The organism is Agrococcus carbonis (assembly GCF_900104705.1).
GTDB lineage: Bacteria > Actinomycetota > Actinomycetes > Actinomycetales > Microbacteriaceae > Agrococcus > Agrococcus carbonis.
Map to the genome: position 1 here is coordinate 1,292,700 of NZ_LT629734.1, position 13,686 is coordinate 1,306,385.

Genomic DNA, 13,686 nt, shown 5'->3' on the forward strand with positions numbered 1-13,686 from the left:
TCGGGGTCAGACGGTCTCGCGGCCGCCGGTGCGCTGCCAGCGCAGCACCCGACGCTCGACGACGGTCAGGAGGAGGTTGAGCACGAAGCCGAGCACGCCCAGCAGCGCGATGCCGGCCCACATGTCGAGGAAGGCGAAGCCGCGCTGCGCCTGCACGATGCCGAAGCCGATGCCGTTCGACGCGGCGACCATCTCGCTGATCACCATGAGGATGAGCGCGATCGCGAGGCTCGTGCGCACACCGGCGAAGATCTTCGGCGCAGCGCCCGGCAGCACGATCCGCGCGAGGCGGTCGGTGAAGCGGATGCGGAACACGGTCGCGGTCTCGTACTTGAGCGCCTCGATGCCGCGCACGCCCTCGATGGTGTTGAGCAGGATCGGCCAGACGGTGCCGAAGGCGATGAGCAGGATCCGCATCGAGTCGCCCGTGCCGAAGAGCACGAGGAAGACGGGGATGAGCGCAGGCGGCGGCACGGCGCGCATGAACTGCACGATGGGGTCGATGTAGTCGCCGATGCGGCGGCTGAGCCCGATCGCGACGCCGAGCACGACGCCCGCGACGACCGAGACGCCGAAGCCCGCGAGCATCCGCCCGAGGGACGGCAGCACATCCGTCGTCACGTTCTCGTTGAGGAAGCCGGTCTCGTTCGGCAGCCACAGCTCGAACGCGCGCTCGAAGATGCGCACCGGCTGCGGGAAGAACGGCGAGGGCATGAGCATCGTCGCGACCTGCCAGGCGACGAGCAGCACGACGAGCACGATCCATCGCAGCGCGATGCGGAAGCCGGTGCGCTCGAGCAGCGGCTTGGGGGCGCGCGGCGCGGCGACCGGGGCGGATGCGTCGGCCGAGCGGGTGCGGACGGCGGTCATGCGGGCACTCCGTTCGTCTTCCAGCGGAAGAGCAGGCGCTCGGCGCCCACGAGCAGCAGGTTGACGAGCACGCCCAGCAGCCCGGCGACGATCGTGCCGCCGAAGACGAGCGCGGTGTCGCCGCCGCCCGAGCTCGTGCGCAGGATGAAGGCGCCGATGCCGTCTGCGGAGCCGGCGAGCAGCTCGGCGCTGATGGCGACGATGAGCGCGATCGCGGCCGAGATGCGGATGCCGGTGAACGCGAAGGGCGCGGCCGACGGGAGGCTGACGCGCGTGAGCACGGCGACGCGGCTGAGCCGGAACGTGCGCGCGGTCTCCTTGGCGATGGGGTCGACGTCGCGCACGCCGTAGATCGTGTTGAACAGGATCGGCCAGATCGAGGCGTAGACGACGAGCGCGATCTTCATGTCGGCGTCCTGCCCGAAGACGAGGATCGCGACGGGGATGAGCGCGACCGACGGGATGGGGCGCAGGAACTCGATCGCCGCCGAGGCCGCCTCGTTCGCGAGGCGGAACGAGCCGAGCACGAGGCCGAGGCCGACGCCCACGACGGTGGCGATGCCGAGGCCCGCGGCCCACGCGAGCACCGTCGCGCCGATGTCGCCGAGGAAGACCGGGTTGACGAGCAGCGAGGCGGTCGCTGCGAGCACGCTCGAGGCCGAGGGCAGCACGGTCGACGGCACGATCCCGAGGAGCGATGCCGCCTCGACGATGGCGAGCAGCACGAGCACGCCGATCGCGCCGCGGATGACGCGCTTGCCGCCCGCGCCGCGCGACCAGCGGCGCAGGCGCGAGGGCGCGATCGACGCCGGGCGCTCGGCGACGGCGGTCACGGCGTCGCCTCTGGCGCGATCGGCAGGGTCACCGAGCCGAGGGTCGTGAACTCGACCGACACCTCGCCGCCGGGGGTGACGAAGACCGCGTCGGTCAGCCCGCCGGTGAGCACGAGCATCCCCGCCTCGATCGCCTCGCCGCGCTCGGCGAGCGCGTTCGCGGCGAGGGCGAGTGCCTGCGCGGGGTGCCCCTGCACGGCGGCACCGGTGGCCGTGTCGACGACCTCCCCGTCGACGCGCAGCACGGCCGCCTCGAGCGCGAGGTCGAGCCCGGCGGGGTCGAAGCCGTCGGGGCTCACGACGAAGCGCGCGCTCGAGGCGTTGTCGGCGACGACGTCGGGCAGCGCGAAGCTGAAGTCGGCGTAGCGGCTGTCGATCACCTCGAGGCCCGCGTGCACGCTGTGCACCGCTGCCATCGCGCTCGCGGCCGTCACGCCGGGGCCGGCGAGCCGCTGCCCCATGACGAAGACGATCTCGGGCTCGACGCGGGGGTGGATGAGCTCGCTCGTCTCGAGCGGGGTGCCGACGTCGACGGCCATGGCGTCGGTGATGACGGCCGTGAGCGGCGAGTCGATGCCCATGCGCTGCTGCTTGGCGCGCGAGGTGAGGCCGAGCTTCACGCCGACCACCCGCTCGCCGGCGGCGAGCTTGCGGGCGATCAGCTCGCGCTGCACGACGTAGGCGGTGTCGAGGTCGAGGCCGGCGTGCTGCTCGGTGAGGCGGCCGCCGTCGCGGCGCTCGGTCTCGCGGGCGAGCAGCTCGGTCGCGACGGCGTCGACGATCGCGTCGCTCATCGTGCCGCCGCCAGCTCGATCGCGACGTCGATGATCATGTCCTCCTGGCCGCCGACGTAGCCGGCCTCGCCGACCCGCTTGAGCACCTGGTAGGCGGGCACGCCGTAGCGCTCGGCGGCGCGCTCGGCGTGCAGCAGGAACGAGTTGTAGACGCCGTAGCGGCCCTGCACGATCGATGCCCGGTCGGCGACCGGCATGCGGGTGATGATCGGGCGCAGCACCTCTTCGGCCGCCGCGAGCATCCGCTCCTCGTCGATGCCGGTGGGGATGCCGAGGGCGCCGAAGGCGGTCGCGAGGATCTCGCTCGGCGAGTTGCCGGCTCCGGCGCCGAGGGCGCAGAGCGTGCCGTCGATCTGCCGCGCGCCCGCCTCGTACGCGGCGATCGAGTTGGCGATGCCGAGCGAGAGGTTCTGGTGGCCGTGGAAGCCGACCTGCGCGTCGTCGCCGAGCTCCTGCACGAGCGCCTCGACGCGAGCCGCTGCCGTGTGTGGGAAGAGCGCGCCGGCCGAGTCGACGACGTAGACGCACTCGCATCCGGCGTCGGCCATGATCCGCGCCTGCGCCGCGAGCTCGTCGGGCTCGACGCGGTGCGCGAGCATGAGGAACCCGACGGTCTCCATGCCCAGCTCGCGCGCGGCCTGGAAGTGCTGGATCGACACATCCGCCTCGGTGCAGTGCGTCGCGATGCGCGCCACCTGTGCGCCGACGCCGTGCGCCTCGCGCAGGTCCGCCACGGTGCCGAGCCCGGGCAGCATGAGCACCGCGATGCGTGCCTGCTCGACCTCGTCGACGGCGGCCGCGACGAGCTCGATGTCGCGCACCTTGCTGAAGCCGTAGTTGAACGACGAGCCGCTCAGGCCGTCGCCGTGGGTCACCTCGATCACCTGCACGCCCGCGGCGTCGAGCGCGCCGGCGACGTCGCGCACCTGGCGCTCGGTGAACTGGTGGCGCACGGCGTGGCTGCCGTCGCGCAGCGTCGTGTCGGTGATGCGCACGAAGGGCTTGGTGGTGTCGCTCATGCGAAGGCCTTCCTGGAGGTCGCGAGCAGCTCGCCCACGCGCAGCGCGGCGGCCGTCATGATGTCGAGGTTCCCGGCCCACGGCGGCAGGTAGTCGCCGTTGCCGGTGACCTCGAGGAACACGCCCACGCGCCCCATGCCGCCCCACAGCTCGTTGGGCTCGTCGAACTGCGGCTCGCTGCGGAGGCGGTAGCCGGGCACGTACTGCTGCACCTCGGCGACGCGCGCGCGGATCGCGTCGGCGATCGCGGCCTCGTCGGCACCGGGCTCGAGCGAGCAGAAGACGGTGTCGCGCATGATCATGTCGGGCTTCACCGGGTTGAGGATGATGATCGCCTTGCCGCGCTCGGCGCCGCCGACGCTCTCGAGCGCGTGCGAGGTGGTCTCGGTGAACTCGTCGATGTTCGCGCGCGTGCCGGGGCCCGCGGAGCGCGACGAGATGGAGGCGATGATCTCGGCGTAGGGCACGCGCGCGACGCTCGAGACGGCCTGCACGATCGGCACGGTGGCCTGGCCGCCGCACGTGATCATGTTGACGTTCTCGGCGCCGACGTGCTCGTCGAGGTTGACGGCCGGGCAGACGAACGGGCCGACCGCAGCGGGCGTCAGGTCGATCGCGGTGATGCCCGCGGCGGCGTAGCGCTCGGCGTTGGCGAGGTGGGCCTTCGCGCTCGTCGCCTCGAAGACGAAGTCGGGCAGGTCGTCCTGCGCGAGCAGCCAGTCGACGCCCGCGGCGCTCGTGCGCACACCGAGATCGCGGGCGCGCGCGAGGCCGTCGGAGGCGGGGTCGATGCCGACGAACGAGTGCACCTCGAGCGCCTCGCTGCGCAGCATCTTGATGAGCAGGTCGGTGCCGATGTTGCCGGAGCCGACGATCGCGGCGGTGGAAGTCATGCGTTCTCCTTGTTCGTCAGCGGGGCGAAGCGCGCGCTCACCGTGCCGAGGCGCGCGAAGCGGGCGCTCACGCGGTCGCCGGGTGCGACGGGCACGGCGGCCGAGAGCGCGCCGGCCATCACGATCGAGCCGGCCGGGAGCGAGCGGCCGAGGCTGCCGAGCTGGTTGGCGAGCCACAGCAGGCCGTTGACCGGGTCGCCGAGCACAGCCGCGCCGGCGCCCGTCGAGACGACCTGGCCGTTCTTCGTCACGACGCAGCCGAGCAGGCCGAGGTCGGCTTCGTCGAGCCGCACGGGGCGCGTGCCGAGCAGCAGGGCGCCCGAGGAGGCGTTGTCGGCGATGGTGTCGGCGAGGCCGATCTTCCAGTCGGCGATGCGCGAGTCGATGACCTCGATGGATGCGACGGCGTAGTCGATCGCGCGGATCGCGTCGACGGCGGTGAGGCCCGGGCCCGCGAGCTCCTCCTTCAGCACGAAGCTGATCTCGGGCTCGATGCGCGGCGCGATGAAGCGGGTCGTGTCGATCGGCTGGGCCGGGTCGAGCACCATGTCGTCGTAGAGGTGGCCGAAGTCGGGCGAGTCGACGCCGAGCATGCGCTGCATGGCCTTGCTCGTCAGGCCCACCTTGAAGCCGACGACCTTGCGGCCGGCGCGCTCCCACGCGGCGGTCTGGTGCAGCTGCACGCGGTAGGCGTCCTCGACGCTCATCCCGGGGTGGTCGGCCGTCAGCGGGGCGATGGGCTCGCGGGTCTCCGCCGCCTCGAGGAGCGCGTCCCCCAGAGCTGCGTGCTGCAGATCGTCCACTTCGACTCCATCGTCGTCCGGTTCCGGGCGTCGTCGCCCCGGTGCTTGGATTCTGCGTGGAAGCCGAGGCATACTCCAACAATGCGATCCACTGAGCGGAACAGCCCGCCGGAGCCGTCGGTGTCCATGGTCGGACGCGTGACGGCCATCCTCGGCGCGTTCACCGCCGAGGACACGACGCTCGGAGTCTCCGAGATCGCCCGGCGCACCGGGCTCGCGAAGTCGAGCACCTCGCGCATCGTGAGCGAGCTCGTGACGCACCAGTTCCTCGAGCGCAACGGCTCGGGGGTACGGCTGGGCCTCAAGGTCTTCGAGCTCGGCGAGACCGCGGCGCGGCCCCGCGACCTGCGCAAGCTCGCGCTCGCCTCGATGTCGGATCTGCGGCACGCGGTGAACCTCACCGTGCACCTCGCGGTGCTCGAGCGCGGCGAGGTCGTCTACATCGAGATCCTGCCCGCGCGCGGCACGCCGCGCCTCCCGAGCCGCGTCGGCGGGCGGATGCCCGCCCACGCCACGGGCCTCGGCAAGGCCCTGCTCGCCTACGCCGACCCGCACCTGGTCGACGAGCTGCTCAGCGGCGAGCTGCGCCGGCTGGGCCCCAACACCGTGACGGACCCCGCGCGCCTCCACCGCGAGCTCGCGCGCGTGCGCACCTCCGGCGTCGCCTACGAGCGCGAGGAGAGCGGTGCCGGCATCGCGTGCGCCGCGGCGTGCATCCGCAGCGTCTCGGGCGAGCCGGTCGCCGCGATCTCGGCGGCCGGCTGGATGGATGACGTCGACGTGCGACGGGTCGGACCCGCCGTGCTCACTGCCGCCCAGGCGATCACGCGCCAGGTCGAGCGGCGCCCGACGCTACGTCTCTAGACTGCAATGTTCCACTGAGCGGAACCCCTAGTGTCGCGCCTCGCGAGCAGGCAGTTCGACGCTGGATACGCTCCGACCATGGCCACGATGATCCCCGGCATCCTGCGCCCCGAGTCCCCGCCCGGCGAGGCGAAGGTCTTCGAGGCGCTGCGCGACCACCCCGGCACCGACGGCTGGGTCGTGTGGCACGGCCTGCGCATCCGCCACCACGAGACGCAGGTCGAGGGCGAGGCCGACTTCGTCGTGCTCGTGCCCGGCGAGGGCCTCCTCGTCATCGAGGTGAAGTCGCACGACCGCGTCGAGGTGGGGGCGGATGGGCTGTGGCGGCTCGGCAGCCAGGAGCCCACCGACCGCTCCCCCTACGACCAGGCGATCGAGAACGCCCGCAGCCTGCGGTCGTGGATCATGCGCCGCGCCTACGACCCGCGCTACCCGATCTGGCACGCGGTGTGGTTCCCGAACCGCGGCGGAGAGCTCGTCGGGCAGCTCGAGGCGCGCATCGACGTGACCCACGACGTCACCCTCACGCGGCCCGACCTGCAGCCCGAGCGGCTCGTGACGAGCATCGTCGGTGCGCTCCGCGCCGGCGAGCGCGAGCTGCGCCGCCGCGGCGTGCGCTACGAGGAGGGGCGCCCGACCGAGGACGACATCGATGAGGCGCGCGCCCTGCTCACGCCCCCGGTCACCTGGAGCCAGCTGAGCGCCGACGCCCGCGCGGCTCGCGAGCGCGACCTGCGTGAGGCGACCGAGCGGCAGGAGGAGGCGCTGCAGTACTTCGCGCACTACCCCCGGCTCGTCGTCGAGGGTCCGGCCGGCACCGGCAAGACCAACATCGCCGTGCGGGCGGCGCTGCAGGCGGCCAACCGCGACGAGCGCGTGCTGCTGACGTGCTTCAACCGCAAGCTCGAGGCCGAGCTGCGGCACCGGCTGCGCGACCGCTCCGACCTGACGGTCGCCCGCGTGCACCAGCCGATGCTCGCGCTCACCGGGCTGACGCCCCCGGCGGACGCCGACGACGCCTGGTGGAACGGCACCCTGCCGGATGCGACGCTCGCGATCACGCGGTCGCCCGGCTTCGAGCCGCCGTACACGTGCCTCGTCGCCGACGAGGCGCAGGACCTCGCGCGCGACTCCACCCTCGACGTGCTCGACAGCCTGCTCGTCGGCGGCCTCGCCGGCGCCCGCGTCGTCGTCGCCGGCGACTTCGACGGCCAGGACATCTACCGCCCCCGCGCCACCGCCGCTCCCTCGCTGGTCGAGGAGCGCGCGGGCGCAGCTCGCTCGCGTGACGAGACCCTCCCCGCGCCCGTCGAGCAGCGCCCCGCCGCAGGCGGCACGCGTCTCGAGACCACCACCTCCACCAGGCGCGACCTCCTCCTCGCCCGCCTCCCCGACGCCGGCCGCATGACGGTCGCCCGCAACGTGCGCCAGCGTCCCGAGCTCGCCGCCTTCGTCGAGCAGCTGCTCGGCGACGACGTCTACGCGCAGTACGAGCGCGCCGAACTGGGCGCCGAGTGCGGCCAGGTGCTCCGCTACGACAGCGCCGAGCACCAGCAGGAGCTGCTGCAGCAGGTGCTGCGCGACCTGTGGGAGGAGGGCTGGGAGGCCCGCGACATCCTCGTGCTCTCCCCGCGCCGCGCATCCGCCGCTCGCAGTGCGACGGGCACGGTGGCGGATGCGCTGGCCCCCGACGACGCGGACGGCCCCGGCATCCGATGGGGCACCGTGCACCTCTTCAAGGGGCTCGAGGCCCCGGTGGTCGTGCTGACCGACGTCGACGACTCGATGACCGGCTGGCGCGACCTGCTCTACGTCGGCGCGACTCGCGCCACCGAGCGCCTCGTGGTGCTGACGAGCCTCGACGAGGTCGTCGCCGCGGACCCGGCAGCCAGCCGCTGAGCACCATCAGCTCGCGCACGCCGGAAGACCCGATCTGACGTGCGCCGGTGTTTTGCCGTACATTGAGAACATGTCTGGCGCCAAGGAGCGAATCGAAGTCCGTGTCGACGCCGACCTCAAGGAGTCGGTCGATCGCGCCGCCAGCATCCGCGGCACGACTTCGGCGGCTTTCATCAAGTCGACGCTGCGAGACGCCGCAGACCGGGTGATCGACTCCGAGCGGCGTATCGCACTCGAGAGCGAGAGCTGGGATCGCGTCTGCGCCATGCTAGACGACGACCCAGCCCCGATCGCCGAGATGGTCGACCTGTTCCGCCGGCAGTCGGTGTTCAAGGCTTGAGCTACAGCCAGCCAGCGCCGCTCACCGCCGAGCACGACCTCGACCGCTTCGAGTGCGGGAATACGAGCATCGACGCGTGGCTGCGCGGCCAAGCACTCAGGAATGAGGTCAAAGGCTTCTCGCGCACCTTTGTCACCCTCGACGGGGCGGGCGATGTCGCGGGCTTCTACACGCTCTCGAGCTTCGCCGTCGAGCGAAGGCTCGCGGGCAAGGACGGCAAGGGTGGCCCGCCGCCCATCCCCGCCATCTTGCTCGGCAAGCTCGCTGTCCATCGAGATCACCGCGGCCGGGGGCTGGGATACAGCCTCCTGCAGCATGCGGTCATCCAGGCCGTCCGCGCAGGTGAGATCGCAGCCGCGCGCGTGATGTTGGTACACGCGGCCGACGAGACCGCGGCTTCCTTCTATCGCAAGTTCGGATTTCGCCCGGTGAACGACGGGGCGCTCTCGCTCATCGCCGCGATCGACGACCTGCGCGAGTCGATCATCCAGGCGCAGCGCAACGGCTGACGTTCAGGGCGGCCGCCTCCTGCGCCGTGTGCGACATGGACGCGGCGTTCGCTCACCGCCCGGCGCGAGCTGCGGTCCCGCGCACGATCGTCGCGTGTCCGAACTTCCCGTGCATGTGGGACACGCAGTGCTTCTCGCACGAGGGAGAAGCACCGATCTCGGTGCAGCGCGTGAATCGGTTCGCCGACATCGGCATGCCCGTGCCCGACCCGGTCCCCGACCTCCCCGCGACGTTCCACCCAGCGCCGCCGCGCTGGCATGTGCAGGATTGGTTCGGCAACATCAACCGCGTCGGCGGCGTCGGCACCTGGGTGCAGGACGAGATCTACCCGACCTGTCCCTCCTGCGCGCGGACGATGCCGATCGTCGCCCAGTTCGGCGCATTCACGCCCTTCGGGGCCCCGGGCTGGGAGCAGTGGACTGAGGGCGTCATCTATGCCTTCTGGTGCCGCGACTGCCGCTTCAGCGCGATCACGAGCCAGCAGACCTGACCGGCGCGGGCGCGCTCGATGCCGCGCTGCGGGCCCACTCGACGGGCGTGGGTGGGCACGTCGACGAGCGTGGAGCCGCAGCGGTCTCGAGACGCGTGCGCCTGCGGCGCGCGCTCCTCGACCTGCGAGGGGACTCGTCAGGCGGTGCCGAAGAGGCGCTGCAGGCGCTGCACGCCCTCGAGGAGGGGGTCGTCGCCGAGGGCGTAGGAGAAGCGGAGGTAGCCGGAGGGGCCGAAGGCCTCGCCGGGGACGGCGGCGACCTCGGCCTGCTCGAGCACGAGGTCGGCGAGCTCGAGGCTCGACGAGGGCGTCACACCGCCCCATTCCCTGCCCAGCAGCCACGACACATCCGCGTACACGTAGAAGGCGCCCGTGGGCACCGGCACCGAGAACCCCGGGATGCGGGAGAGCTCGCGCACGATCGTCTGGCGCCGCCGGTCGAACGCGGCGCGCATCTCGGCCACCGCATCCTGCGGGCCGTTCAGCGCCTCGACCGCGCCCAGCTGCGCGACGTTGTTGACGTTGCTCGTCAGGTGCGACTGCAGGTTCTGCGCCGCGGCGATCACATCGGCCGGGCCGACCATCCAGCCCACGCGCCACCCCGTCATCGCGTAGGTCTTCGCGACGCCGTTGACGAGGATCGTCCGGTCGGCGAGCTCGGGCACCGCCTCCACGATCGAGACCGCGCGCTGCCCGTCGTACGTCAGGTTCTGGTAGATCTCGTCGCTCACGACGAAGAGGCCGTGCTCGAGCGCCCACTGCCCGATCTCGCGCAGCCGCTCCACGGGGTAGACCGCGCCCGTGGGATTGGAGGGCGAGACGAGCAGCAGCGCCTTGGTGCGGTCGGTGCGGGCGGCCTCGAGCTGCTCGACGGTGACGAGGTAGCCCTGGTCGGCGCCGGCGAACACGTCGACCTGGCGGGCGCCCGTCAGCCCGATCGCCTCGGGGTAGGTCGTCCAGTAGGGGGTGGGGACGAGCACCTCGTCGCCCGGGTCGAGGATCGTCTGGAACGCCTGGTAGACCGACTGCTTGCCGCCGTTCGTCACGAGCACCTGCGACGGCTCGACCGCGAGCCCCGAGTCGCGCAGCGTCTTCGCCGCGATCGCCTCCCGCAGCTCGGGCAGGCCAGCCGCCGGCGTGTACCGGTAGTTCTTCGGATCGGCGAGCGCCCGCCGCGCGGCCTCGACGATGTTCGGCGGCGTCGCGAAGTTCGGCTCGCCCGCGGCATACGAGATGACGTCGCGCCCCTGGGCCTTCAGCGCCTTCGCCTTGGCGTCGACCTTGAGGGTGGCGGATTCGTTGATGGCGGCGATGCGGGCGGAGATGCGGTTCACGGTGCACACCTTCTGACTCGAGATCGTGGGAGCGGCGCCGGGCGAAGGCACGGTCGCGCGGAGAGTCGAGCGGGACCCGCGCCGGTCATCACCCCCGGTGCGGGTCCCGTCGATGCGCGCTCAGACGAGCGCTGCGTACATGTCCGGCCGGCGATCGCGCAGGAACGGACGGGTACGTCGGGTGGCCGCGATCGCGGCCGGATCGAGATCGGCGATCGCGATGCCGGGGCCGTCGTCGACCTGCGCGAGGATCTCTCCGCTGGGCCCGTAGACGGCGCTGGTGCCGAAGTAGTCCTTCTCCACCTCGAGTCCAGACCGGTTGGCGCAGACGACGCCCATGCCGTTGGCGATGGCGAGCGCACGCAGCTCGATCTGGAAGACATCCCGCATCGGCTTGCTCGCGCACGCGACCGGCAGCGCGAGCGCGATGCCGCCGTCGAGGGCGACCGCGCGGGCGAGCTCGGGGAAGTGCCGCTCGTAGCAGATGATCGTGCCGACGCGGCCGGCGACGGTGTCGACGGCCGACGGGGCCTCCTCGCCGGGCCGGAAGTAGAACTTCTCGGGGAAGCCGTTCGAGAACGGCAGGTGCGACTTGCGGTAGGTCTGCACGAGCTCGCCTGCAGAGTAGGTGCACGAGGTGTTGTGGTAGACCCCGGGCACGGATGCGGCCTCGAAGACCGAGGAGACGACGGTGATGCCGTGGCGCTCGGATGCCTCGCGCGCCATCGTGTTCGAGGGCCCGTCGAGCGACTCCGCGAGCGCGAAGTACTCGGGGTCGGGCTCGGGCTGCACGAACGGCACCGCGTAGAGCTCCGGCAGCACGATGAAGTCGGCGCCGTCGGCCGCTGCCTCGTCCACGAGCTCCCGGGCGGTCCTGATGGTCTCGTCGACGCTCTGGCCGACGCCGAGCTGGATGGCTGCTGCCCTCACTCCGTCTCCCCTCTCTGCAGGCGCGAGTCCGCCGCGCCGATGATCTCATCGAGCATCGCGATCGCGAGGTCGAGCTCCTCCTCGGTGATCACGAGCGGCGGCGTCAGCCGCAGCACGTTGTTGTTCGCCGAGAGGTAGATACCCTTCGCCCAGCCGTCCGCGACGATCTGCTGCATGGGCTTCGCCGCCGTGCCGGCCGGGTTGAACGGCACGAGCGGCTCCTTGGTCGCGCGGTCGCGCACGAGCTCGATGCCGTAGAAGAGTCCCTTGCCGCGCACGTCGCCGATGATCGGGTAGCGCTCCTGCATCGCCCGCAGCGCGCGGTCGAGCTGGGCGCCGCGCTCGCGCACATTCTCGAGCACGCCCTCCTCCTGCATGATGCGCAGCGACGCGACGCCCGAGGCGCACGCGAGCGGGTGGCCGGCGTAGGTCTGGCCGCCCCAGAACTTGTTGCTCTCGAGCCACTCGCGCGAGCGGTCGCCGACGATCATCGCGCCGAGCGGGATGTAGCCAGAGTTGAGGCCCTTCGCGCTCGTGATGATGTCGGGCACCACGTTCCAGTGGTCGATCGCGAACCACTCGCCGGTGCGGCCGAAGCCGGCCATCACCTCGTCGGCGATGAGCATGATGCCGTACTTGTCGGCGACGTCACGCAGCGACTGCAGGTAGCCGTCCGGCGGCACGAGCAGGCCGTTGGTGCCGGTGATCGACTCGATGATGATCGCCGCGACGCTCGAGGGGTCCTCGTACTGCAGGATCTCCTCGAGGTGCGGGGCGCCGAGGCACGCGGGGTCCTGCTCGGGCGGCAGGCCCGACGGCGTGCGGTAGGTGTACGGGTCGTGGAAGCGGACGATGCCGGGCACGTTCGCGCCGCCGTTGTTGTGGCGCGGGTCGCCGGTCGCGGCGAGAGCGCCGAGGGTCGCGCCGTGGTACGAGCGGTAGCGCGCCATGACCTTCTGCCGACCGGTGATGTGCTGCGCGAGGCGGATGGCGTTCTCGTTCGCCTCGGCGCCGCCGGTGGTGAAGAACGAGAAGTCGAGGTCGCCCGGCGCGATCTCGGCGATCATCTCGCCGAGCTCCGAGCGGGCGCGCGCGGCGAAGCCGGGGCCGATGTAGGCCATCTCGGCGACCGCCTGCTGGATCGCCTCGACGAGCTTCGGGTGCTGGTGCCCGAGGTTCATGTTCACGAGCTGCGACTGGAAGTCGAGGATGCGGCGACCGTCACCGGTGGTGAACCACGACCCCGACGCATCCGTCACCACCGCCTGCGCGGGCTTGCCCTGCTGCGACCAGCTGCGGATCACGTAGCGCCGGTCGGATTCGAGGATGCGCTCGGGCGTCCACACATCGGTGGTCGCCTCGGGCAGCACGGCGGTCACCGTGCCACCCCCTCGTTGGCCTTGTCGGCGCCGCCGACCTCTGCGCCGAAGGTCGCGAGCCGCGCGAGCGGGCGGCCGGCGCTCGTCGCGACGCACGCGATGACGATCTCGTCGGGGCGCGGGGCGTCGGGGATCGAGAGCGGGATGGTCTGGTGGTGCGAGCGGGTCTTCGCGTCGAGCTTGTGCTTGACCGCCGCGTCGATCGTCGCACCCATGAGGCCGACCTTCTCGGCGCCGGGCAGCAGCTCGGTGCCGCCGGCGGCGCTGCGGAACTCGTTGCCGAACTTCAGGTTGTGGATGATCGCCGAGCCGTGCTCGACCTCGCCGCCGATGCCGACGAGCGCGACCTTGCCGAAGCCCTCGACCTCCTCGCCGAGCAGCTCGACGGTGGCCGGGCCGAGCAGCGCGCCGACCTCCTGGCCCATCGCGTCGGCCTTCGAGACGAGATCCTCGACGTAGCCGTCGGTGCCGTAGGGGTTCTCGATCACGGCGGCGACCCAGGCGACGACGTGCGTGCGCGGCACGTCCTGACCGTTCTCGCGCAGCGTCTCCTCGCGGTGCCGCACGATCTTCCTCACAACGATGCTCACGTCCACTCCTCCTGGTCCTGGCCGGAGGCTCCTTCGCCTCCCCCGTGGTTCATCTATTAAACCATCGGTTCACTAGACGACATCGTACGCCGCCCGGTGCCGGAATGTCGAGCCTTCGCGCGGTCGATGGTCCGGATG

General features: G+C 71.7%; 15 protein-coding genes. 5 read left to right on the plus strand and 10 right to left on the minus strand.

Going from position 1 to position 13,686, the window contains the following annotated elements; translation table 11 throughout:
- Positions 1-6 precede the first annotated feature (6 nt).
- From BLT67_RS06250 to BLT67_RS06275, 6 genes are read right to left on the minus strand one after another with little or no spacing between them, the layout of a single operon-like run.
- Entirely contained in the window at positions 7-870 is an 864-nt protein-coding gene (locus BLT67_RS06250) for an ABC transporter permease (protein ID WP_092666218.1), read from the minus strand.
- Complete coding sequence (locus BLT67_RS06255) at positions 867-1,703, minus strand: ABC transporter permease (protein ID WP_197674440.1); 837 nt, start codon at positions 1,701-1,703, stop codon at positions 867-869. The genes BLT67_RS06250 and BLT67_RS06255 overlap by 4 nt, the downstream gene beginning before the upstream one ends.
- Entirely contained in the window at positions 1,700-2,497 is a 798-nt protein-coding gene (locus tag BLT67_RS06260) for a 2-keto-4-pentenoate hydratase (protein WP_092666219.1), read from the minus strand. The genes BLT67_RS06255 and BLT67_RS06260 overlap by 4 nt, the downstream gene beginning before the upstream one ends.
- Positions 2,494-3,516: a 4-hydroxy-2-oxovalerate aldolase gene (gene dmpG, locus BLT67_RS06265; protein WP_092666220.1), complete on the minus strand. Its 1,023-nt coding sequence runs from the start codon at positions 3,514-3,516 to the stop codon at positions 2,494-2,496. The genes BLT67_RS06260 and dmpG overlap by 4 nt, the downstream gene beginning before the upstream one ends.
- Positions 3,513-4,409: an acetaldehyde dehydrogenase (acetylating) gene (locus BLT67_RS06270; protein WP_092666221.1), complete on the minus strand. Its 897-nt coding sequence runs from the start codon at positions 4,407-4,409 to the stop codon at positions 3,513-3,515. Before BLT67_RS06270 ends, dmpG begins: the two co-directional genes overlap by 4 nt.
- Positions 4,406-5,212 (minus strand): 2-keto-4-pentenoate hydratase, encoded by an 807-nt coding sequence (locus BLT67_RS06275; protein ID WP_231945609.1) that lies wholly within the window; start codon positions 5,210-5,212, stop codon positions 4,406-4,408. Before BLT67_RS06275 ends, BLT67_RS06270 begins: the two co-directional genes overlap by 4 nt.
- A 138-nt stretch (positions 5,213-5,350) precedes the next feature.
- Here BLT67_RS06275 and BLT67_RS06280 point away from each other — a divergent pair, with 138 nt between their 5' ends.
- From BLT67_RS06280 to BLT67_RS06300, 5 genes are all read left to right on the plus strand, one after another.
- The gene (locus tag BLT67_RS06280; RefSeq protein WP_197674441.1) at positions 5,351-6,076 is read left to right on the plus strand and encodes an IclR family transcriptional regulator; all 726 of its coding nucleotides are present in this window, start codon (positions 5,351-5,353) and stop codon (positions 6,074-6,076) included.
- Between the two features lie 78 nt (positions 6,077-6,154).
- Entirely contained in the window at positions 6,155-7,975 is a 1,821-nt protein-coding gene (locus BLT67_RS06285; RefSeq protein ID WP_092666224.1) for a nuclease-related domain-containing DEAD/DEAH box helicase, read from the plus strand.
- Positions 7,976-8,045: 70 nt separating this feature from the next.
- The gene (locus tag BLT67_RS06290; RefSeq protein ID WP_092666225.1) at positions 8,046-8,315 is read left to right on the plus strand and encodes a type II toxin-antitoxin system TacA family antitoxin; all 270 of its coding nucleotides are present in this window, start codon (positions 8,046-8,048) and stop codon (positions 8,313-8,315) included.
- Positions 8,312-8,824 (plus strand): GNAT family N-acetyltransferase, encoded by a 513-nt coding sequence (locus BLT67_RS06295; RefSeq protein WP_157674224.1) that lies wholly within the window; start codon positions 8,312-8,314, stop codon positions 8,822-8,824. The genes BLT67_RS06290 and BLT67_RS06295 overlap by 4 nt, the downstream gene beginning before the upstream one ends.
- 35 nt (positions 8,825-8,859) lie before the next feature.
- Complete coding sequence (locus BLT67_RS06300) at positions 8,860-9,315, plus strand: hypothetical protein (RefSeq protein ID WP_092666227.1); 456 nt, start codon at positions 8,860-8,862, stop codon at positions 9,313-9,315.
- A 137-nt stretch (positions 9,316-9,452) separates the two neighbouring features.
- Here the strand turns inward: BLT67_RS06300 and BLT67_RS06305 are convergent, their stop codons facing one another.
- The 4 genes from BLT67_RS06305 to BLT67_RS06320 form a co-directional block, all read right to left on the minus strand.
- Positions 9,453-10,658, minus strand: coding sequence for a pyridoxal phosphate-dependent aminotransferase (locus BLT67_RS06305; RefSeq protein WP_092666228.1), 1,206 nt, complete (start codon positions 10,656-10,658; stop codon positions 9,453-9,455).
- A 111-nt stretch (positions 10,659-10,769) separates the two neighbouring features.
- Entirely contained in the window at positions 10,770-11,579 is an 810-nt protein-coding gene (locus tag BLT67_RS06310; protein WP_092666229.1) for a carbon-nitrogen hydrolase family protein, read from the minus strand.
- Positions 11,576-12,958, minus strand: a complete 1,383-nt coding sequence (locus tag BLT67_RS06315; RefSeq protein WP_092666230.1) for an aminotransferase class III-fold pyridoxal phosphate-dependent enzyme — start codon at positions 12,956-12,958, stop codon at positions 11,576-11,578. The genes BLT67_RS06310 and BLT67_RS06315 overlap by 4 nt, the downstream gene beginning before the upstream one ends.
- A complete protein-coding gene (locus BLT67_RS06320) occupies positions 12,955-13,548 on the minus strand; it encodes an amino acid synthesis family protein (protein ID WP_231945610.1) in 594 nt (197 codons plus the stop codon). Before BLT67_RS06320 ends, BLT67_RS06315 begins: the two co-directional genes overlap by 4 nt.
- Positions 13,549-13,686 lie beyond the last annotated feature (138 nt).

Excerpts from the sequence above, each read along its gene's own strand:
- BLT67_RS06250 (WP_092666218.1), bottom strand. The coding sequence starts at position 870 with ATGACCGCCGTCCGCACCCGCTCGGCCGACGCATCCGCCCCGGTCGCC.
- BLT67_RS06260 (WP_092666219.1), bottom strand. The coding sequence starts at position 2,497 with ATGAGCGACGCGATCGTCGACGCCGTCGCGACCGAGCTGCTCGCCCGC.
- dmpG (WP_092666220.1), bottom strand. The coding sequence starts at position 3,516 with ATGAGCGACACCACCAAGCCCTTCGTGCGCATCACCGACACGACGCTG.
- BLT67_RS06270 (WP_092666221.1), bottom strand. The coding sequence starts at position 4,409 with ATGACTTCCACCGCCGCGATCGTCGGCTCCGGCAACATCGGCACCGAC.
- BLT67_RS06285 (WP_092666224.1), top strand. The coding sequence starts at position 6,155 with ATGGCCACGATGATCCCCGGCATCCTGCGCCCCGAGTCCCCGCCCGGC.
- BLT67_RS06290 (WP_092666225.1), top strand. The coding sequence starts at position 8,046 with ATGTCTGGCGCCAAGGAGCGAATCGAAGTCCGTGTCGACGCCGACCTC.
- BLT67_RS06300 (WP_092666227.1), top strand. The coding sequence starts at position 8,860 with ATGGACGCGGCGTTCGCTCACCGCCCGGCGCGAGCTGCGGTCCCGCGC.